This is a genomic window from Dermacoccus sp. UBA1591, from assembly GCF_002322065.1.
Lineage (GTDB): Bacteria > Actinomycetota > Actinomycetes > Actinomycetales > Dermatophilaceae > Dermacoccus > Dermacoccus nishinomiyaensis.
The window spans coordinates 20,843-40,843 of the sequence record NZ_DCNR01000041.1; the positions used below are offsets into that span (position 1 = coordinate 20,843).

General features: G+C 68.8%; 22 protein-coding genes and 2 tRNA genes. 19 read left to right on the forward strand and 5 right to left on the reverse strand.

From position 1 onward, the window contains the following. The first annotated feature begins 49 nt into the window (after positions 1-49). From B2284_RS04390 to B2284_RS04425, 8 genes are all read left to right on the forward strand, one after another. Positions 50-1,966, forward strand: a complete 1,917-nt coding sequence (locus B2284_RS04390; protein WP_006946012.1) for an acetolactate synthase large subunit — start codon at positions 50-52, stop codon at positions 1,964-1,966. Next, positions 1,963-2,481, forward strand: a complete 519-nt coding sequence (ilvN, locus tag B2284_RS04395) for an acetolactate synthase small subunit (protein WP_006946034.1) — start codon at positions 1,963-1,965, stop codon at positions 2,479-2,481. The genes B2284_RS04390 and ilvN overlap by 4 nt, the downstream gene beginning before the upstream one ends. Positions 2,482-2,570: 89 nt before the next feature. Next, complete coding sequence (ilvC, locus tag B2284_RS04400) at positions 2,571-3,605, forward strand: ketol-acid reductoisomerase (protein WP_006945953.1); 1,035 nt, start codon at positions 2,571-2,573, stop codon at positions 3,603-3,605. Positions 3,606-3,809: 204 nt separating this feature from the next. Beyond that, positions 3,810-5,651: a dihydroxy-acid dehydratase gene (ilvD, locus tag B2284_RS04405; RefSeq protein ID WP_006945871.1), complete on the forward strand. Its 1,842-nt coding sequence runs from the start codon at positions 3,810-3,812 to the stop codon at positions 5,649-5,651. Between the two features lie 437 nt (positions 5,652-6,088). Continuing rightward, positions 6,089-6,643: a DMT family transporter gene (locus B2284_RS14355; RefSeq protein WP_337905409.1), complete on the forward strand. Its 555-nt coding sequence runs from the start codon at positions 6,089-6,091 to the stop codon at positions 6,641-6,643. A gap of 74 nt (positions 6,644-6,717) precedes the next feature. Then, the gene (locus B2284_RS04415; protein WP_083607309.1) at positions 6,718-7,752 is read left to right on the forward strand and encodes a 3-isopropylmalate dehydrogenase; all 1,035 of its coding nucleotides are present in this window, start codon (positions 6,718-6,720) and stop codon (positions 7,750-7,752) included. A gap of 169 nt (positions 7,753-7,921) precedes the next feature. Next, positions 7,922-9,016 (forward strand): branched-chain amino acid aminotransferase, encoded by a 1,095-nt coding sequence (locus B2284_RS04420; RefSeq protein ID WP_074046184.1) that lies wholly within the window; start codon positions 7,922-7,924, stop codon positions 9,014-9,016. 16 nt (positions 9,017-9,032) lie between these two features. Further along, complete coding sequence (locus B2284_RS04425; RefSeq protein ID WP_074046185.1) at positions 9,033-9,941, forward strand: HAD family hydrolase; 909 nt, start codon at positions 9,033-9,035, stop codon at positions 9,939-9,941. Here the strand turns inward: B2284_RS04425 and B2284_RS04430 are convergent. Further along, entirely contained in the window at positions 9,919-10,965 is a 1,047-nt protein-coding gene (locus B2284_RS04430; protein ID WP_338122014.1) for a 3-methyladenine DNA glycosylase, read from the reverse strand. The two genes, B2284_RS04425 and B2284_RS04430, sit on opposite strands and share 23 nt — an antisense overlap. A 97-nt stretch (positions 10,966-11,062) precedes the next feature. Here B2284_RS04430 and B2284_RS04435 point away from each other — a divergent pair, with 97 nt between their 5' ends. The 7 genes from B2284_RS04435 (at position 11,063) to rdgB (ending at position 16,376) form a co-directional block, all read left to right on the forward strand. Further along, on the forward strand, positions 11,063-11,845 hold the full coding sequence (locus B2284_RS04435) for a fumarylacetoacetate hydrolase family protein (RefSeq protein WP_074046186.1): 783 nt from the start codon (positions 11,063-11,065) through the stop codon (positions 11,843-11,845). Between the two features lie 106 nt (positions 11,846-11,951). Further along, positions 11,952-12,752, forward strand: coding sequence for a glutamate racemase (murI, locus tag B2284_RS04440; RefSeq protein WP_062257691.1), 801 nt, complete (start codon positions 11,952-11,954; stop codon positions 12,750-12,752). Further along, on the forward strand, positions 12,749-13,516 hold the full coding sequence (locus tag B2284_RS04445) for an MBL fold metallo-hydrolase (RefSeq protein WP_062257689.1): 768 nt from the start codon (positions 12,749-12,751) through the stop codon (positions 13,514-13,516). Before murI ends, B2284_RS04445 begins: the two co-directional genes overlap by 4 nt. A 216-nt stretch (positions 13,517-13,732) precedes the next feature. After that, a complete protein-coding gene (locus tag B2284_RS04450) occupies positions 13,733-14,305 on the forward strand; it encodes an LD-carboxypeptidase (RefSeq protein WP_237723937.1) in 573 nt (190 codons plus the stop codon). Next, the gene (locus tag B2284_RS04455) at positions 14,296-14,763 is read left to right on the forward strand and encodes a S66 peptidase family protein (protein WP_240742500.1); all 468 of its coding nucleotides are present in this window, start codon (positions 14,296-14,298) and stop codon (positions 14,761-14,763) included. Before B2284_RS04450 ends, B2284_RS04455 begins: the two co-directional genes overlap by 10 nt. Positions 14,764-14,988: 225 nt before the next feature. Then, positions 14,989-15,756, forward strand: a complete 768-nt coding sequence (gene rph / locus B2284_RS04460; RefSeq protein ID WP_006945987.1) for a ribonuclease PH — start codon at positions 14,989-14,991, stop codon at positions 15,754-15,756. Beyond that, a complete protein-coding gene (rdgB, locus tag B2284_RS04465; protein WP_074046187.1) occupies positions 15,753-16,376 on the forward strand; it encodes an RdgB/HAM1 family non-canonical purine NTP pyrophosphatase in 624 nt (207 codons plus the stop codon). The genes rph and rdgB overlap by 4 nt, the downstream gene beginning before the upstream one ends. Before the next feature lie 12 nt (positions 16,377-16,388). On the opposite strand, the gene B2284_RS04470 is transcribed toward rdgB, so the two are convergent. Together B2284_RS04470 and B2284_RS04475 are read right to left on the reverse strand one after the other, a co-directional pair. Further along, complete coding sequence (locus tag B2284_RS04470) at positions 16,389-17,372, reverse strand: hypothetical protein (RefSeq protein ID WP_074046188.1); 984 nt, start codon at positions 17,370-17,372, stop codon at positions 16,389-16,391. Continuing rightward, positions 17,369-17,650 carry a hypothetical protein gene (locus tag B2284_RS04475; RefSeq protein ID WP_136788455.1) on the reverse strand — a complete coding sequence of 94 codons (282 nt, stop codon included), beginning with the start codon at positions 17,648-17,650 and terminating at the stop codon, positions 17,369-17,371. The genes B2284_RS04470 and B2284_RS04475 overlap by 4 nt, the downstream gene beginning before the upstream one ends. A gap of 4 nt (positions 17,651-17,654) precedes the next feature. Here B2284_RS04475 and B2284_RS04480 point away from each other — a divergent pair, with 4 nt between their 5' ends. Next, complete coding sequence (locus B2284_RS04480) at positions 17,655-18,041, forward strand: hypothetical protein (RefSeq protein WP_136788456.1); 387 nt, start codon at positions 17,655-17,657, stop codon at positions 18,039-18,041. Between the two features lie 232 nt (positions 18,042-18,273). Here the strand turns inward: B2284_RS04480 and B2284_RS04485 are convergent. Together B2284_RS04485 and bcp are read right to left on the reverse strand one after the other, a co-directional pair. Further along, a tRNA-Leu gene (locus B2284_RS04485) sits at positions 18,274-18,354 on the reverse strand. Positions 18,355-18,528: 174 nt separating this feature from the next. Continuing rightward, positions 18,529-18,999, reverse strand: a complete 471-nt coding sequence (gene bcp, locus B2284_RS04490) for a thioredoxin-dependent thiol peroxidase (protein WP_062256415.1) — start codon at positions 18,997-18,999, stop codon at positions 18,529-18,531. 87 nt (positions 19,000-19,086) lie between these two features. Here bcp and B2284_RS04495 point away from each other — a divergent pair, with 87 nt between their 5' ends. From B2284_RS04495 to B2284_RS04505, 3 genes are all read left to right on the forward strand, one after another. Then, a complete protein-coding gene (locus B2284_RS04495) occupies positions 19,087-19,347 on the forward strand; it encodes a DUF3618 domain-containing protein (protein ID WP_006946019.1) in 261 nt (86 codons plus the stop codon). Positions 19,348-19,500: 153 nt separating this feature from the next. After that, positions 19,501-19,576: transfer RNA gene (locus tag B2284_RS04500), tRNA-Lys, on the forward strand. 174 nt (positions 19,577-19,750) lie between these two features. Continuing rightward, a complete protein-coding gene (locus B2284_RS04505) occupies positions 19,751-19,900 on the forward strand; it encodes a hypothetical protein (protein ID WP_170957206.1) in 150 nt (49 codons plus the stop codon). Positions 19,901-20,001 lie beyond the last annotated feature (101 nt).

A 20,001-nucleotide genomic window follows, 5' to 3' on the forward strand; every position in this document is an offset into this window, starting at 1 on the left:
TGATGCCAGACCCTCGTGCACGACCTCCAGGTGAAAGTGGTGAGTACTGATGAGCGATACGGCGACGACCGATCGCACACCCACCCCGGGTGACGTCGCGGCGAAGCGCGCAGGCGAGCAGGTGAGCGTCACCGGCGCGCAGAGCCTCGTCCTCGCGCTCGAGGCGCAGGGCGTCGAGACCGTCTTCGGCCTGCCCGGCGGTGCGATCCTGCCGGCCTACGACCCGCTGCTCGACTCGGTCTCCGTCCGCCACATCCTCGTCCGCCACGAGCAGGGCGCCGGTCACGCGGCGCAGGGTTATGCCGCCGCCACCGGCAAGGTCGGCGTCTGCATGGCGACCTCCGGCCCCGGCGCGACGAACCTCGTCACGCCCCTGGCCGACGCGTACATGGACTCCGTGCCGATCGTCGCCATCACCGGCCAGGTCAGCTCCAAGACCATCGGTACGGACGCGTTCCAGGAAGCGGACATCCGCGGCATCACGATGCCGATCACGAAGCACAACTACCTCGTGACGGACCCGGCCGACATCCCGCGCGCCATCGCCGAGGCGTTCCACGTGGCGCGCAGCGGCCGCCCGGGCCCGGTCCTCGTCGACATCACGAAGGACGCGCTCGTGTCGAAGACGACATTCTCGTGGCCGCCGCGCTTCGAACTGCCCGGTTACCGCCCCGTCACGACGCCGCACGCCAAGCAGATCAAGGCGGCCGCCGAGATGATCCGCGCAGCGGAGCGCCCGGTGCTCTACATCGGCGGCGGCGTCATCCGCGCCGAGGCGAGCAAGGAGCTGAAGGCGCTCGCCGAGCAGACGCAGATCCCCGTCGTGACGACGCTCATGGCGCGCGGCGCCTTCCCCGACAGCCACGAGCTGCATCTCGGCATGCCGGGCATGCACGGCAGCGTCCCCGCCGTGACGGCGCTGCAGCGCGCCGACCTGCTCATCACGATCGGCGCCCGCTTCGACGACCGCGTCACCGGTGCGCTCGACAGCTTCGCGCCCGAGGCCAAGGTCATCCACGCCGACATCGACCCGGCCGAGATCAGCAAGAACCGATACGCCGACGTCCCGATCGTGGGCGACGCGCGCGAGGTGCTGCTCGAGCTGGCGCGTGCGCTCGACGACGTCGACACCTCGCGCTACGCGACGTGGCGTGAGACGACGGCGTCGTGGAAGGAGCAGTTCCCGCTCGGCTACGCGACGCCGGAGGACGACAAGCTCGCGCCGCAGTACGTCATCGAACGCATCTCGGCGCTCACCGGGGCCGAGGGCACGTACGTCGCCGGCGTCGGCCAGCACCAGATGTGGGCGGCCCAGTTCGTGACGTACGACCGTCCGAACGCGTGGATCAACTCCGGCGGCCTCGGCACGATGGGCTACTCGGTGCCCGCCGCGATGGGTGCGAAGGCCGCCGAGCCGGAGCGCACCGTCTGGGCGATCGACGGCGACGGCTGCTTCCAGATGACGAACCAGGAGCTCGCGACCTGCGTCATCAACGACATCCCGATCAAGGTCGCCGTCATCAACAACTCGAGCCTCGGCATGGTGCGCCAGTGGCAGACGCTGTTCTACAACGAGCGCTACTCGAACACCGACCTGCACACCTCGCACGGCGGCAGCCGCATCCCCGACTTCGTCAAGCTCGCCGACGCCTACGGCTGCGTGGGCCTGCGCTGCGAGCGGCCCGAGGACGTCGACGCGACGATCAAGCAGGCGCTCGAGATCAACGACCGTCCCGTCGTCATCGACTTCGTCGTGGAGCGCGACGCGATGGTGTGGCCGATGGTGCCCGCCGGCGTGAGCAACGACCTCATCACGATGGCGCGCGACATCACGCCCGTCTGGGATCGCGACGAGGACGACGCCGACGACGTCAACATCCCGGACGAGGACGAGGCGGTCGAAGCGGCCCGCGAGGATGGCGCTGCCACAGCCGACGCCGCGCAGACGAAGGAGCAGCAGCGATGACGACGAACCGCCACATCCTGTCCGTGCTCGTCGAGAACAAGTCGGGTGTGCTCGCGCGCATCTCCGGGCTGATCTCGCGACGCGGGTTCAACATCCACTCCCTCGCCGTGGGGGAGACGGAGGATCCGCACGTCTCGCGCATGACGGTCACGGTCGACGCCGACGACGTCGCGCTCGAGCAGGTCGTCAAGCAGCTCAACAAGCTCGTCGAGGTGCTCAAGGTCGTCGAACTCGACCACGCGAGCGCCATCGAACGTCAGCTCGTGCTGTTCAAGGTGAAGGCTGACGCCGCGACGCGCTCGCAGATCATCGATCTCGTGACGATGTTCCGCGCCAACATCATCGACGTGACCAACGAGTCGGTCGTCATCGAGGCGACGGGCACGCTCACGAAGCTCGAGGCGCTGCTCACGACGCTCGAGCCGTTCGGGATCCGCGAGCTCGTGCAGTCCGGCGTCGTCGGTCTGGGTCGCGGCTCCAAGGCCATCTCGGCGCGCGACAAGAAGAAGAACTGAACTTTCCGCCCGAGTGAGTGCTCGGGCAGAATCGAACCGAACAGGCCGCCGCTTCGATGCGGCGGACGTGATGAAGAGGAGTTTCTCCCGTGGCTGACATGTTCTACGACGACGACGCCGACCTGTCGATCATCCAGGGCAAGAAGGTTGCCGTCATCGGCTATGGCTCGCAGGGCCACGCCCACGCGCTCAACCTGCGCGACTCGGGCGTCGACGTGCGCATCGGCCTCGCCGAGGGCAGCAAGTCGAAGCAGAAGGCCGAGAACGAGGGCCTCACGGTTCTCTCGGTCGCCGACGCGGTGAAGGAAGCCGACGTGGTCGTCATCCTCACGCCCGACCAGGTGCAGCGCACGGTCTACGCGAACGACATCAAGCCCAACCTCAAGCCCGGCACGACGCTGCTGTTCGGCCACGGCTTCAACATCCGCTTCGGCTACATCACGCCCGAGTCGGACGCCGACGTCGTCATGGTCGCGCCGAAGGGCCCCGGCCATCTCGTGCGTCGTGAGTACGTCGACGGTCGCGGCGTGCCCGTCATCGTCGCCGTCGAGCAGGACGCCTCGGGTTCGGCCTGGGATCTCGCGAAGGCGTACGCGAAGGCCATCGGCGGCCTGCGTGCCGGCGGCATCAAGACGACGTTCACCGAGGAGACCGAGACGGACCTGTTCGGTGAGCAGGCCGTCCTGTGCGGTGGCGCGAGCCAGCTCGTCATGTACGGCTTCGAGACGCTGACGGAGGCCGGCTACCAGCCGGAGGTCGCGTACTTCGAGTGCCTGCACGAACTGAAGCTCATCGTCGACCTCATGGTCGAAGGTGGCCTCGCGAAGCAGCGTTGGTCGATCTCCGACACGGCCGAGTTCGGCGACTACGTCTCGGGCCCGCGGGTCATCGACGAGCGCGTCAAGGAGAACATGAAGGCCGTTCTCACCGACATCCAGAACGGCAACTTCGCCAAGCGCTTCATCGACGACCAGGACGCCGGCGCGCCGGAGTTCAAGAAGCTGCGCGAGAAGGGCGCCTCGCACCCGATCGAGAAGACGGGCAAGGAACTGCGTGGCCTCATGTCGTGGCTGAAGGACTCGGACACGGATTCGGACTATGTCGAGGGTTCGGCTGGCCGCTGAGGATCGAGCGAGCGGCGGTAGGACCGGAACGTAGTGAGGATCCTGCCGGAGCGAGCGTTGACGAAGCGGCCGAAAGAAGATGGCCGTTGATCCTGAAGCCTTAGCCGCTGCTGAGCCGGGCCCGGACACCCTTCGAGGTGGCCGGGTTCGGTCATTCTCTGAACGCCTCTCGCACCGCTTGCTCGAAATTGGGAGACTGAACGCATGCCTGAACTTCGCTCACGCACGACGACTCACGGACGCAACATGGCGGGTGCGCGTGCCCTGTGGCGCGCGACCGGCATGGGGGAGGGCGACTTCGGTAAACCGATCGTCGCGATCGCGAACAGCTTCACGCAGTTCGTGCCGGGTCACGTCCACCTCAAGGACATGGGTCAGCTCGTCGCTGGCGCCATCGAGGAGGCCGGCGGCGTCGGGCGTGAGTTCAACACGATCGCCGTCGACGACGGCATCGCGATGGGTCACTCGGGCATGCTGTACTCGCTGCCGAGCCGCGAGGTGATCGCCGACTCCGTCGAGTACATGGTCAACGCGCATCAGGCCGACGCGCTCGTCTGCATCAGCAACTGCGACAAGATCACGCCGGGCATGCTGCTCGCCGCGCTGCGTCTCAACATCCCGACGGTGTTCGTCTCCGGCGGGCCGATGGAGGCCGGCAAGGCCGTCATCGGGGAGGACGGCACGGCTGAGACGCGTCTCGACCTCATCGACGCGATGATCAAGTCGGTCGACGACACGGTCTCCGACGAGGAGATCACGAAGATCGAGCAGAGCGCATGCCCGACGTGCGGCTCGTGCTCGGGCATGTTCACGGCGAACTCGATGAACTGCCTGACGGAGGCGCTCGGTCTGTCGCTGCCGGGCAACGGTTCGACGCTGGCGACGGCCGCCGCGCGCAAGGAACTCTTCCTCGACGCGGGCCGACTCGTCGTCGACCTGTGCCGCACCTACTACGACGGCGACGACGACTCGGTGCTTCCGCGCGCGATCGCCGCGAAGCCGGCGTTCGAGAACGCCATGCGTCTCGACATCGCGATGGGTGGTTCGACGAACACGATCCTGCACCTGCTGGCCGCGGCGCAGGAGGCGGGTGTCGACTTCGACCAGGAGGACATCGACGAGCTCTCGCGCGTCACGCCGTGCCTCGTCAAGGTCGCGCCGAACAGCAACCAGTTCTACATGGAGGACGTGCATCGCGCCGGTGGCATCCCCGCCATCCTCGGTGAGCTGGATCGCGGTGGCATGCTCAACCGCGACGTCCGTTCGGTGCACAGCCCATCGCTCGAGCAGTGGCTCGCGGACTGGGACATCCGCTCGGGTTCAGCCACCGAGAAGGCCACCGAACTGTTCCACGCCGCGCCGGGCGGGGTGCGCACGACGGAGGCGTTCAGCTCGACGAACCGCTGGAAGAGCCTCGACACCGACCCGGAGAACGGCTGCATCCACTCCGTCGAGCACGCCTACACGAGCGAGGGTGGGCTGGCGGTGCTCAGCGGCAACCTCGCCCCCGACGGGTGCATCGTCAAGACGGCCGGCGTGCCCGAGCACCAGTGGAACTTCTCCGGCCCGGCCAAGGTGGCCGAGAGCCAGGAGCAGGCCGTCGAGATGATCCTCAAGGGCGAGATCGACGCCGGCGACGTCGTCGTCGTGCGCTACGAGGGCCCCAAGGGCGGCCCCGGCATGCAGGAGATGCTGTACCCGACGAGCTACCTCAAGGGCGTCGGGCTCGGCCCGAAGTGCGCCCTCATCACCGACGGTCGTTTCTCCGGGGGCTCCTCGGGTCTGTCCGTCGGGCACGTGTCGCCGGAGGCTGCGGCCGGTGGCGCCATCGGTCTCGTGAAGAACGGTGACGTCATCGAGTTCGACATCCCCAACCGTCGCGTCAACCTGCTCGTCGACGACGCCGAACTCGTGCGCCGTCGCGCCGAGCAGGACGAGCGCGGCTGGGAGCCCGTCGACCGTCACCGCCCCGTCTCGGCGGCACTCAAGATCTTCGCGCGCTTCGCGCAGAGCGCCGACAAGGGCGCCGCGCGCAAGGTGGACTGACCACTTCCCTCCCCGGCGACGCCCGCCGCGCCGAACCGATCGGTTCGCCCCGGCGGGCGCCTTCGTCGGCTCCTCGCATGTCCGCTCCGGCGCGGACCTGCGTGATGGCAAGGACTTCATGAGCGCTACGAGCCTCGCTCTCGTGCTGACCGCAGCACTCCTGCACGCCGTGTGGAACATCGCCGCGAAACGCGTCGTGGGGGACGGATACGTCTTCGTCTGGTTCTACGACGTGCTGTCGGCGATCGTGTGGCTGCCGATCGGGTTGGCCGTCCTCGCCTCCCAGGGGTGGCCGCTGACGTGGTCGCTGCTGTGGGCGCCGATCGTCTCCGGCGTCATCCACATCGTCTACCAACTGTGGTTGCAGACCGCCTACGACCGGGCCGACCTCGGCGTCGTCTACCCCCCTCGCGCGCGGCGTCGGACCGTTGCTGACGATGCTTGTCGCTGTCGCGTTCGGGGGCGAACGGCCCGGGCCGGCCGCGCTGCTCGGCGGGCTCGTCATCATCGCGGGCATCGTCGTCGTCGCGAGCGCGCGGGATGGCGAGCGGCATCACAGCGTCGCGGACGGATTGAAGTGGGGCGCGCTGACGGGCGCGGCGATCGCGGGGTACACGCTGTGGGACGACGTGAGCGTCACGCACCTGAGCCTCGACCCGGTCGTCTATTTCGCCCTCGGCACCGCGTGGCAGACGGTCCTGCTGACGCCGGGGCTCGAACGCTCGCGCCGGGCGGGCGCCGAGGTCGCCGCCATCTGTCGGCGCTGGTGGCGGGAGGCCGCCGTCATCGCCGTGCTGTCGCCGCTCGCGTACGTCCTCGTCCTCGTCGCGATGCAGTCGACGCCCGTGGCCCTCGTCGCACCGGCACGGGAGAGCAGCATCGTCGTCGGTGCGCTGCTCGGGGCGTGGATGTTCAAGGAGCGCGGGGTGGCGCGCAAGCTCGTCGGCGCGCTTGTCGTGCTCGCAGGGATCGCCTTGGTGGCGAGCGCCTGACGGCTGCGCCCTGCGCGGTTCGCATCGCGAGACCTGCGTTTCGCATGGCAAGACGAGCAGCTAATCTGCGGGGCATGAGCAACATCGATCTCGCAGTCATCGCAGGCGACGGAATCGGCCCCGAGGTCGTCACCGAAGGCCTCAAGGTTCTCGACGCCGTGACCGACGGCGGGGTGAGTACGACGCAGTACGACCTCGGCGCCAAGCGTTGGCACGCGACGGGGGAGACGCTGCCCGACTCGGCGCTCGAGGAGATCCGCGGCCACGAGGCGATCCTGCTCGGGGCGATCGGTGACCCCAGCGCGCCGAGCGGCCTGCTGGAGCGCGAGCTGCTGCTGCGCATCCGGTTCGAGCTCGACCACTACATCAACCTGCGCCCCAGCAAGCTGATGCCGGGTGTCTCGACGCCGCTTCGTGAGGACATTGCGCGCGGCGGCATCGACTTCGTCGTCGTCCGTGAAGGCACCGAGGGCCCGTACACCGGCAACGGTGGTGCGCTGCGTGTCGGCACGCCGCACGAGATGGCGACCGAGGTGAGCGTCAACAGCCGCTTCGGCATCGAGCGCACCGTCCGCGACGCGTTCGAGCGCGCGAACAGGCGTGAGCGCAAGAAGCTGACGCTGCTGCACAAGCACAACGTGCTCTCGTATGCGGGCCACCTGTGGCGCCGCACCGTCGAGGAGGTCGGTGCCGAATACCCCGACGTCACGCACGACTACGCGCACATCGACGCGGCGATGATCTACCTCGTCACCGATCCCTCGCGCTTCGACGTCATCGTCACCGACAACCTGTTCGGCGACGTCGTCACCGACCTTGCCGCGGCCGTGACCGGCGGCATCGGGCTCGCCGCATCGGGCAACATCAACCCCGAAGGAAATGCGCCGAGCATGTTCGAGCCCGTGCACGGCTCGGCCCCCGACATCGCCGGCCAGGGCAAGGCCGACCCGACGGCGACGATCCTGTCGACCGCGCTGCTGCTCGAACACCTCGGGCGCGGCGACGAGGCACGCCGTGTCGAAAAGGCCGTCGCCGAGGATGTCGCGTCACGCGGTGACGCCACCCGCTCGACGTCGCAGATCGGTGACGCGATCGCCGCCCGCCTCTGACATCTTCCCGATGCTGGCCGGGTTTCGCGGCGCGGGTGCCGCGAAACCCGGGCAACATCGTCGACGCTCCGCGCTCGCCCCGGACCCGATGACGCCCGCCGTGCTGCTTCGGCGTTAACCTGGGGCCACACAGTGACGCATCCCACTTTTTGCCAACTTGGAGAAGACCATGGCCCTGACGTTCCCGATGACGCCGAACCCCGCCCCGCGCGCTGACGCGGAGCGCGCCGAGATCCTGAGCAACCCCGGTTTCGGACAGAAGTTCAGCGACCACATGGTCGTCTCGATCTGGCGCGAGGGCTCCGGGTGGGGTGACGGCGAGGTCAAGGCGTACGGCCCGTTCCAGCTCGACCCGGCGGCGGCCGTCCTGCACTACGCGCAGGAGATCTTCGAGGGCATGAAGGCCTACCGTCACGAGGACGGTTCGGTCTGGACGTTCCGCCCCGAGAAGAACGCGGCGCGCTTCAACCGTTCGGCGAAGCGTCTCGCGCTGCCCGAGATGGACGAGAACGACTTCGTCGAGTCGCTGAAGGCGCTCGTCAAGGCTGACGAGTCGTGGGTGCCCGCGTTCGACGCCGGCGAGGCGAGCCTCTACCTGCGCCCGTTCATGTTCGCGTCCGAGGCGTTCCTCGGGGTGCGTCCGAGCCGCGAGGTGACCTACTGCGTCATCGCCTCGCCCGCGGGTGCGTACTTCAAGGGCGGCGTGAAGCCGGTGTCGCTGTGGTTGTCGCGCGACTACTCGCGTGCCGGCGTCGGTGGCACGGGCGCCGCGAAGTGCGGCGGCAACTACGCGAGCTCGCTCGCCGCACAGATCGAGGCGAACGAGCGCGGCTGCGACCAGAGCGTCTTCCTCGACTCGGTCGAGGGCAAGTACGTCGAGGAGCTCGGCGGCATGAACGTCTTCTTCGTGACCAAGGACGGCGAGCTCGTCACGCCGCAGCTCACCGGCACGATCCTCGAGGGCGTCACGCGCGACTCGATCCTCGAACTCGCGAAGGACCTGGGCCTCACGCCCGTCGAACGTCGCGTGACGATCGAGGAGTGGATCGAGGGCTGCAACGACGGCACGATCAGCGAGATCTTCGCGTGTGGCACGGCCGCCGTCGTCACGCCCGTGGGGCGTCTCGTGTGGACGGACGGTGAGGTGACGTCCGGACCCGAGGGCGAGGCCGGCCCGTACGCGACGAAGATCCGCGAGGCACTCCTCGCGATCCAGAAGGGCACCGCGGAGGACACGCGCGGCTGGATGACGCGCCTGGTCTGACGACGGGCCGCGCCCCATGACGACTGCTCGGTGTGACGGCCCGGCATCCCGCGCGACGGGTGCCGGGCCGATCCCGCGTCTCGTCGCGAGTGACCTCGACGGCACCCTGCTCGACACCGACGGGCGCGTCAGCGATCACACGCGCACGGTGTGGTCGGGGCTCGGTGCGCGCGGCATCGAGACGATCGTCGTCACCGCGCGTCCACCGCGCTGGCTCGATCACCTCGCGGAACTCGTGGGTGCTGCCGGATCGCCGGAGTCGACAGCCGACGAAGTCGGCGCCCACACCCTGGCGATCTGCGCGAACGGGGCGTTCGTCTACGACCTCGCGACACGGCGCGTCATCGAGGCCGATGGATTCACCGCGGATGAGGCACTCGCCGTCGTCGAGCACCTGCGGCGACGCTTCCCGGATGCGGGAGCGGCCGTCGAGACCGAGCGTGGCATGTTCCGAAGCGCCGCCTACCCGGACGCCCACGCCGGCATGCCGGCGCACGACGCCGCCGTCCGTGACTGTGAGCTGACCGCGCTGCCGCCCGACGTCGTCGTCGGCAAGATTCTGCTGCGCGACGAGGCGTGGCGCGGCGATGCGTTCGTCGAGGCGTTGACGGAGTGCCTCGGTGGGCGTGGAGTGCTGGCCTACTCAGGAGCGGCAGGGCTTGCGGAGATCAGCGCCCCGGGCGTGACGAAAGCGGCCCGCCTCGAGGCCTGGTGCGCGGAGCGGGGCATCGAGGCGAACGACGTGTGGGCCTTCGGCGACATGCCCAACGACATCCCGATGCTGACATGGGCCGGGCGCGGCGTCGCCGTCGAGAACGCTCACGACGAGGTGCTCGCGATCGCCGACGACACCTGTGGCCCCCACGATGCCGACGGCGTCGCCCGCTACCTCGAACGCCACCTCACCCTCGATTGCCACCCCTGATCCTCAGCGGCTGATCCTGTTCACGTTGGCGAATCTCGTCCCCCTCTGCGACGTTCGTCCATATCCGCGATTCATCGACCAGGTTGAGAACGGTTCCAGAAGTGGACGTCAGTCGCAGATGTGTCAGGGCGCGGGGGGCGGCACATTCCAGCACGTCGAGCAGGCGTCGTCGCAACTCCTGCGAACTTTCGGCGAACTCGCGCTGACGACGAACGTACTCGGCGCGGCCACGCGGCGTCTCGACGGGGACGACGCCGTAGCCGAAACCGCGCACGTCGTAGGGGCTGGCCTCCATGTCGAGGGTGCGGATCTCCTTGGCGAGTTCGAACGCGTCGAGCACGAGGTCACTCGGGACGAGAGGCGCGAGTTTGTGCGCCCACTTGTAGACATCCATCCCTGCGTGCAGGCACGCAGGCTGTTCGAACTCGACCTGACGCTCGCGCGTCGGGCGCTCGCGATTCAGTTCGACGGCGTCGGGCGTGAAGAAGCGGTAGGCGTCGAAATGCGTGCAGCGGATGTCGGCGGCCTCGACGACGTCGTCCGTCGCGGCCTGGCTCAGGCGCAGCGGCAACTGCTCGTGGCGCTGCTCACCCGGCGCGAGCTTGTAGACCATCGCCCACTCGTGCATCCCGAAGCACCCCAGGTGCGGGGCGCGATCGAGCGTCGCGGTGAGCAGCGACCTGACGAACGCGATGGTGCGGTCGCGTGCGTCGACGAACTCGTCGACGTCAAGGACATCGGCATCCCCTTCGGCCGTCGTGATGCGGCGGGTGAACCGGTCGTCGGTGATGGGCGTGCGACCGCGCTCGTCGACGAGCAACGCGACGCCTGCGCCCGGGTGCCAGCGCCGCAGCTTGCCGGGGGAGTAGGAGTAGTAGACGAAGAGGAAATCCTCGACGGGATGCTTGCGGTGCTCCTTGCGACGACCGAGATGCGGTTCGACGTGCGGGGCCACGCGTGCCTCGTGGGCGGCGACCGCCTCGCGCCACTGCGCCGGCGTCATCACCGCGACCTGCTCCCTCACCCGTCGATCCTAGAACTCGACCCACGGCGCTGCGATCCACCGCCTGCTGCCGACACACCCCGTCAGCTGGCCGGCAACAACGAAATAGGATGGGCACATGCGTATCGCGAGGTTCACGACGGGTGATGACCCGATGTTCGGTCTGGTCGACGGGGCGGGCGAGAAGATCGCCGAGATCACGGGCGACCCGCTCTACACGAAGATCGAGCTGACGGGTGCCGTCCACCAGGTCGACGACGTGCGTCTGCTCGCGCCCGTCATCCCGCGCTCCAAGATCGTCGCCATCGGCAAGAACTACGCCGAACACGCGCGCGAGATGGGCGGCGAGGCGCCGAAGGAACCGCTCATGTTCCTCATCCCGAACACCGCCGTCGTCGGCCCGCACGACCCCGTCGTCATGCCGTCGATCAGCGAACGCGTCGACTTCGAGGGCGAACTCGCCGTCGTCATCGGGCGCATGTGCAAGAAGGTGAGCGTCGAGGAGGCGATGAAGGTCGTCTTCGGCTACACGATCGCGAACGACGTCACCGCCCGCGACCTTCAGAAGAGTGACGGCCAGTGGTCGCGCGCCAAGGGCTTCGACACGTTCTGCCCGCTCGGGCCGTGGATCGAGACCGAGCTCGACCCGTCCGCCACACGCGTGACGACACGCGTCGACGGCGAGGTGAAGCAGGACGGGCCGACGTCCGACATGATCCACGACGTCGCGCAGCTCATCTCGCACGCGTCGCAGGCGTTCACGCTGCTGCCGGGTGACGTCATCCTCACCGGCACCCCCGAGGGCGTCGGCCAGGTGCGGGCCGGGCAGCGCGTCGAGGTCGAGATCCCCGAGATCGGCGTGCTCGCCAACACCTACGTCGCTGACGAGGACGACGCCTGACGGCGCCCATTCCGGGCGGCCGAAGCGATGCGATATGGGCAGCCTCACACCTCGTCAGGTCGCAACCGGTGAGTAGCACTACACGTCACGACTTACCCTGAAAAGCGTGACTGACGCACCGATCGGCATCTTCGACTCCGGCTACGGCGGTTTGACCGTGGCGCGCGCCGTGCTCGACCAGCTGCCGCACGAGAAGATCATCTACCTCGGCGACACCGCCCGCGCGCCCTACGGCCCGCGACCCATCGCCGAGGTGCGGCAGTACGCCATCGAATGCCTGGATTCGCTCGTCGAGCAGGGGGTCAAGGCCCTCGTCATCGCGTGCAACTCGGCGTCCGCAGCCGTCCTGCACGACGCGCGCGAGCGCTACGACGTGCCCGTCGTCGAGGTCATCCGCCCGGCGACGCGCCGCGCCGCCGCGGCGACGCGCAACAACCGCGTCGGCGTCATCTCGACGGAGGCGACGCACCAGAGTGGTGCCTACACCGACAGCTTCGCCGCAGCGCCGCAGGTCAAGATCTCGAGCGTCCCGTGCCCGCGGTTCGTGGAGTTCGTCGAGGCCGGCATCACCTCCGGCCCGGAGCTGCTGACGGTCGCGCACAAGTACCTCGACGGCCTCGTCGACGAAGGCGTCGACACGCTCATCCTCGGCTGCACGCACTACCCGCTGCTGACCGGCGTCATCAGCTACGTCGTGGGCTCGACGGTGACGCTCGTGTCGTCGGCGGAGGAGACGGCGAAGGACGTCTACCGCGTGCTCGCCGACATCGGTCAGCTGCGCGATCCCGAGCTCGGCGCGACGCAGCACCAGTGGATGACGACGGGCGACCCGGCCGCGTTCGAGACCCTCGCGCGGCGCTTCCTCGGCCCCGAGGTGACCGCGGTGACGCGTGAGGCGGCGCTGTGAAACTGACCATCATCGGTTGCTCAGGCTCCTACCCGGGCCCTGAATCGCCCGCCTCCTGCTACCTCGTCGAGGCGGAGGCCGACGGCAGGCGCACCTCGGTGCTGCTCGACTTCGGCAACGGCTCGCTCGGCGCGCTGCAGCGCTACCGCGAGGTCGACGAGATCGACGCCGTCGTCATCAGCCACCTGCATCCGGACCACTGCCTCGATCTGTGCAGCTATTACGTCGTGCGCAACTACGACCCGCTCGGTCGTTTCGACGCCAAGTTGCCGGTGCACGCACCCGCGGGCGCACGCGAGCGCCTGACGCGCGCCTACGCCGTCGGCAAGCCCGAAGACCTGGGCACAGCCTTTGACTTCGTCGACCTCGTCGACCGTCAGACGTTCGAGATCGGCCCGCTGCGCATCACGCCGCACCTCGTCAACCACCCCGTCGAGGCGTACGGGCTCCGCGTCGAGGCCGATGGCGCCGTGCTCGCGTACACGGGTGACACGGACGCCTGCCCGGGACTCGTCGAGCTCGAGCGGGACGCCGACCTCGTCCTCACCGACTCGGCCTTCGTCGACGGTCGCGACGACGAGATGCGCGGCGTCCACCTCAGCGGCTCGCGCGCCGCGCAGACGGCCAAGGACGCGGGGGCGAAGCGGCTCATGCTCACCCACATCCCGACGTGGACGCCCGTCGAGGACTGCCTGCGGGATGCTCGCACCGTGTGGGAGGGCGACGTCGAGGTCGCCGTCGCGGGGGAGACCTACGAGCTCTGACGGGCGTCGCGCGCCGTCGACGGACGGCGTGCCGTCGCGCCAGGATGGCGGATGACTCACAGGTAGGGGTTTGCTGCATGCCTACCTGTGAGTTACGCGCCATCCTCGGGTGGCGCAGTGTCGCGCCGGCAGAACGACACCGGCTGACGGGGGCGCGCACCGGGGGCGGAGCAAATTCGCGTGCGCTTGCTCACGGTCGAATGCCAGGATGACGGCATGTCGACCGAGATTCGCTACCCCCGCCCGCTGCGTCCCGGTGACACGGTTGCGGTGACCGCCCCGTCGGCGCCGGTTCGACCCGAACACGAGGCACGGCTGACTTTCGTCACTGACTGGCTGCGTGGCCGCGGTTTCGAGGTGGTCCTCGGCGAGTGCCTGATCGGTGACGGCATCACGAGCGGCTCCGCGCGTGCACGGGCCGATGAGTTCAACGCGTTCGTCCGCGACCAAGCGGTGCGCGCCGTCGTCCCGCCGTGGGGCGGGGAGCTGGCCATCGACCTCGTCGACCTGCTCGACCACGACGCGCTGCGAGCGGACCCTACCTGGGTCGTCGGGTGGAGCGACATCTCGACGCTGCTGCTCCCGCTGACGCTGCGCTCCGGCGTCGCGACGATGCATGGCCAGAACCTCATGGACGCGCCGTACGAACTGCCGCAGGGCACCGCGCACTGGCTCGACGTCGCCGCGATGCCGGCCGGGGCGTCTTTCGTCCAAGAGGACCCACGCGTGCGTCGGCGCGGTGGTTCGACGACTGGGAGCGTCACCCCTGCGCCGATCGCATGGATCTGAGCGAGCCCACGTCGTGGCGGGTTCTCGCGGGCCGGTCACGGGTCGACGTCTCCGGGCGTCTCATCGGCGGGTGCCTCGACGTCGTGTGCCATCTCGCGGGCACCCCGTACGGCGACGTGCGCCGCTTCGCTCGTGACCACGAGGATGACGGCGTCATCGTCTACCTCGAGAACTGCGAGGCACCCTCGCTCGATGCTGCGCGCATGCTCCACGGGCTGCGCCTCGCCGGGTGGTTCGAGGGGGCATCAGCGGTGCTCATCGGCCGGACCGGTGCGCCGGAACGAGCCGGTCTGACGCAGGACGACGCGATCCTCGATGCGCTGGGGAGCCTCGACGTCCCGATCGTCGCCGATGTCGACTTCGGTCACGTGCCACCCGGCAACGTCCTCGTCAACGGAGCCCTCGCGCACGTCGTCGTCGACGGGGAACGCCACGAGATTCGTCAGACCTTCGTGTGATGCCCGGCGAGCCGGTGCCGGCACTCACTAGCCGGCGTTCACCTGGCGCTCCTAGCGTGTGAGCCCCCACAGGATGGCGGGTAACTCACGCCTCGGCGCAAAACATTTCGCCTACGCGTGAGTTACCCGCCATCGTCGGGTCCACGGCCGTCAGGCGAACGCGAGCGGCATCTCCAGGCTGCGGTGCCGCTCAGCAGGCTTCGCAGCACTCGATAGGCTGACGCCATGACTGACGCAGCCACGCCCACCCCCCGCCACGACGGCCGCACCCCCGATCAGTTGCGCGAGGTGCGCATCACCCGCAACTGGCTCGATCATGCCGAGGGCAGCTGCCTCGTCGAGTTCGGCCGCACGCGCGTGCTGTGCGCTGCGTCGTTCACCGAGGGCGTGCCGCGCTGGCTCAAGGGCCAGGGCACCGGCTGGGTGACGAGCGAGTACGAGATGCTGCCGCGCTCGACGAACACCCGCAGCGACCGCGAAGCGCGCAAGGGCAAGGTCGGTGGCCGCACCCACGAGATCAGCCGCCTCATCGGGCGTAGCCTGCGCGCCGTCATCGACACGAAGGCGCTGGGGGAGAACACGATCGTCATCGACTGCGACGTCCTGCAGGCCGACGGCGGCACGCGCACCGCGTCGATCACCGGCGCGTACGTAGCGCTCGCGGATGCCATCGCCGACGCTCAGGCGCGCGGTCTCATCGCGAAGAAGGCGAAGCCACTGACGGATTCGGTCGCCGCGATCAGCGTCGGCATCGTCGCCGGTCAGCCGGTGCTCGACCTCGACTACCCCGAGGACTCGACGGCGGAGACCGACATGAACGTCGTCATGACGGGTTCGGGCGGCATCGTCGAGGTGCAGGGCACCGCCGAGGGTGCGCCGTTCAGCCGTGACGAGCTCAACGCCCTGCTCGACCTCGCCGCCGACGGCATCGCCGACCTGACGACGAAGCAGCGCGACGCTCTCGCCGCCGACGCTCGCGAGCGCCTGCAGTGAGCGACGCTCGCCCCGCCGAGGCACGTACCCGCGTCGTGCTCGCCACCCGCAACGCCGGCAAGATCGCGGATTTCCAGCACCTGCTCGACGCAGCGCAGCTGCCCATCGACGTCGTGAGCGTCGGCGAGTTCGCCGACCTGGCCGACACCGTCGAGACGGGTGTGACGTTCGAGGAGAACGCGCGCCTCAAGGCCGATGACGTCGCGCGCGCGACAGGTCTGCCGGCGCTCGCCGACGACTCGGGGCTTGCCGTCGACGTCCTCGGTGGCTGTCCGGGCGTGTTCTCGGCACGCTGGTCGGGCACGCATGGCGCGGATCAGGCGAACATCGACCTGCTGCTCGCCCAGACCGGCGACGTGCCCGCCGACGAGCTCACCGCGCGCTTCATGTGCTGCGTGGCGCTCGCAGTTCCCGACGAGTCGACGCAGGTGGAGTTCGGCCACGTCGAAGGGCGCCTGACGCGCGATCAGCGTGGTATGAACGGGTTCGGCTACGACCCGATCTTCGAACTGCCCGACGGCCGGACGATGGCCGAACTCACCGCGGACGAGAAGGCTGCCATCAGCCATCGCGGGCGAGCTTTCCGCGCGATCCTGCCGCAGGTGGCGGCGCTCGTCTGAGGCTCGGCGAAGCTATTTCGCCGAGGTCGATGCCGTCGCCGACGTCGATGAAACCGATGCGGATGCTGACCGCGCACCAGATGGCGCTGCCTTCCACGGCAGCTGCACGGTCGTGCTCGTGAAGACCGCCTCCTGACCCAGTTCTCCCGTGGCCTGAGCGACGTCGAGCCCCCACGTCGTCGGGCGCTTGACGTTCGAGCAGGTGATCGTGAACAGCCGTTGCTGTGTCGGCGTCTTCACACCCGGGCGATGTTCGGGCGACAAGGCCGTCGTGCACTCAGGGAACTCATTCGTGTCCTGGGCCTCAGCGACGGCGAGCGTGAGTGCGGCATATTCGGTGGCCCACGCCGTCACCGTCACGTTCTCGCCCTGGTAGTGGGCGGACACGACCTGCGTGTCGACGGGCTGGTCGGCCTGGATCGGCGCGTCCGGATCTGTCTGCGGACTGCCCTGGGCCTTGGCATCGCCGAGCGCGAAGATCGCCGAGGTCGCGCCCGTGTGCGTGGCGTCGCCCCAGAGGCCGGAGATGGCAGGACGCTTCAGCGCGCCGGTGACGTGGCACGTCAGGGTCACGAGGTGGGTGACGTTCTTCAGGGCACCCTTGATCGGTGCAGACAGGGGTTTCTCCGAGGTCTTGCTGCACTGGGGATCAGCGTCACCTCCTTGGATGAGCTGACCACCGCCCGCGGCTCGCGTGTCCTGAAGAACGAAGTCGGCCTCGGGCGCAGTCGCGAGCGTCAGGGCGTACGAGCCCCGGGTGTAGGTCGCCGAACGAACCCAGATCTGTGTCGGGACGAATTCGGGCGCATCGGTCGAACCTTCGGCGGGGACATCCGGATCCGTCGGGCCCGTGCCCTCGGGCAGATCGATGGTGGGGACGACGGAGGGCCGCGTCATGCGACTCGACGACGGGGACGCCGGGGTGATGGCCTGCGCGGAGCAGCCGGTGAGCGCGAGGAGCGTCGCGACCGCGATCGCGCGACGGGCGCGCTTCACGGCGTCGTGCCGACAGCCAGGGGGGTGGCGACGCTGGCTCCCGAGCCGCCGCCCGCGACGCGCACGATGAGGAGCGTCGCAGCATTCTGCTCGCCCGGGCAGTGCAGCGAGTACGTCGTCAGCATGCCCTGGACGCCCTTGGTTCCCGCGGTGCAGACGCCCCCCGCCGATGCTGACGGTGACATGCCGTTGGCACCCGGGGAGGTCGGGACCAGAAAGAACGTGGCGCCGGGGCGCGTCGTGACGACCGCGTCGTACGCGCCGTTGGCGTACATCACGGAGGTGATCTCGACCCTGAACGCGCCGGACGACGACGGCGCCGGGCTGGTCGGGGAGGGGGCCTTGGTGCTCGAGGCGCCGGCGCTCGTTGCGCTCGAGGATGCGCCGTTCGTGCCGCTGGCACTCGATGACGGCGCTGCCGACGACGACCCGCTCGCAGGAGCCGAGGCGGTGGACGATGGGGGCGTGGACGCCGCCGACACTGAGGCCGACGTCGACGCTGATGACGAGGCGTCACCGCTCGTCGACGATCCGCTCGAGCACCCGACGAGGGTGGTGAGGGCGCAGAGTGAGACTGCAGCCGTGATGGTGTGTCGCATGGCTTCCTCCGACGACGGGTGCGCCGGCCGGGACGAGCTGGGGCGTTCGTGCTCGGCTGGGGCGTCGTGACGTGCTGGGCTCACAGTAGAGCCGCCGCGACGTCAGGGGAGGGCGTTTTCGGTTGCGAATCGGTCTCGGTTGCCCGCGAGGTGAGGGAGCGGGCCAACCTGGGCGGGTCTTGGATCCGGGCGATGGCCGCTCGCCTGCCGAGTGGGGCCCGTCAACTCGAGCCCACCCGAGCACCGCACCCGACATGCGACGAGGACGGCCCCGCGTCTGCGAGTGCCGCCCTCGTCCTCGGTGCGCCTGGGGAGACTTGAACTCCCACGTCTAAGACACCAGAACCTAAATCTGGCGCGTCTGCCAATTCCGCCACAGGCGCAGCGCCGACGATCCTACGTCACGTCGTCCGAGCCCATGCCGACGCCGACGCTTGCACAGGATGGCAGGTAACTCACGAGGAGGCGAGTCGTGACGGGCTTACACGTGAGTTGTCCGCCATCCTGCGTGGGGCAGAACCGCGGCGGGGCCGCGCCCACCCTGCGTCAGGGCGCGCTCAGGCTTCGAACTTCAGGGCCTTCTTCAGTGACGCGACGTGTCCGGTGGCCTTGACGTTGTAGCGCGCGAGCTCGATGACGCCGTTCTCGTCGATGACGAACGTCGAACGGATGACGCCGACGACGGGCTTTCCGTACAGCTTCTTCTCGCCGTAGGCGCCGTACGCCTCGAGTGTCGTCTTCGACTCGTCCGACAGCAGCGGGTACGTCAGCTGCTCCTTCTCGACGAACGTCGCGAGCCTGGCGGGCGCGTCGGGGCTGATGCCGATGACCTCGTAGCCCGCGGCCTGCAGCGGTGCGAGCGAGTCGCGGAAGTCGCAGGCCTCCGTGGTGCATCCTGGCGTCATCGCGGCGGGGTAGAAGAAGATGATGAGTTTGCGGCCGGCGTAGTCGCCAAGGCAGATCTGGGTGCCGGCGTCACTCGTCAGCGTGAAGTCGGGGGCGCGTGTACCAGCTTCGAGGCGTGCCATGGGTGAAGTCCTCCTGAGCGAATCCGTCTGGTGCGTTAACCTTTGAGTCAAGATCCTAGTTTTCCGCATGTGGCAAGGAGACCCACCATGGCACCCAAGACGGCCAAGCAGATCGAAGCTGAGCTCGCCGCGTCGCGTTCGCGCCTCGCCGGCACGATCGACGAGCTCGCGTTCCGCGCGCAGCCGAAGGAGATCGCCAAGCGTCAGACCGAGAGCGCTCGCCTCGCGCTGACCGACGCGACCCGCACTGCTGACGGCGACCTGCGCTCCGACCGTGTCGCGATGGGTCTCGGCGGCCTCGGTGGGCTGCTCGTGCTCGTCGGCCTCGCGAAGCGCCTTCGATCCTGACACTGGGCGCCCCACGGCGCCCCCCGACGTGGCCCGTTCGTCCCGCGACGAGCGGGCCACGCGTGTTTCTCCGAGCCGTCGCGACGGGGGAGGCGCAGGCGCTGACACGAATTTGGCCTCGCACCTGCCGTTCATGTAGTGTTTCTCCTCGTTGCGCCAATAGCTCAATTGGCAGAGCAGCTGACTCTTAATCAGCGGGTTCGGGGTTCGAGTCCCTGTTGGCGCACCACTCCGGAGAAGGTCCACCGTTCACGGTGGGCCTTCTCGCATGCTCGGGTTCGAGTGCCCCGGCTCGTGAGGCGCCTGTGCCGGGTCGGGCATCAACCGCAAGGTGATGGCGGCCCGGGGCGCCCCGTGAAAGGGTTGAGGCGACAGTGAACGCCGTCAACGCAGGGAGGCAACCATGCCCGGTGAGAACGACAACAACGCCACGTCCGCGAACGAGGAGAACACGACGCGAGACGAGCAGAGCGACGCCGAGAAGGAGATGGGGGTGCCGGCCCACGAGCTGAACTCGCAGGCGGACGTCATCTCCACCGACGACGCCGACTGAGCGTTCCCGTCGCCGATGATCGTCGAACCGACCTGGCGTGACGTCGTGTCGCAGTCAAGGCGCACGGCGAAGGGCCGGTGAACACGTGTTCACCGGCCCTT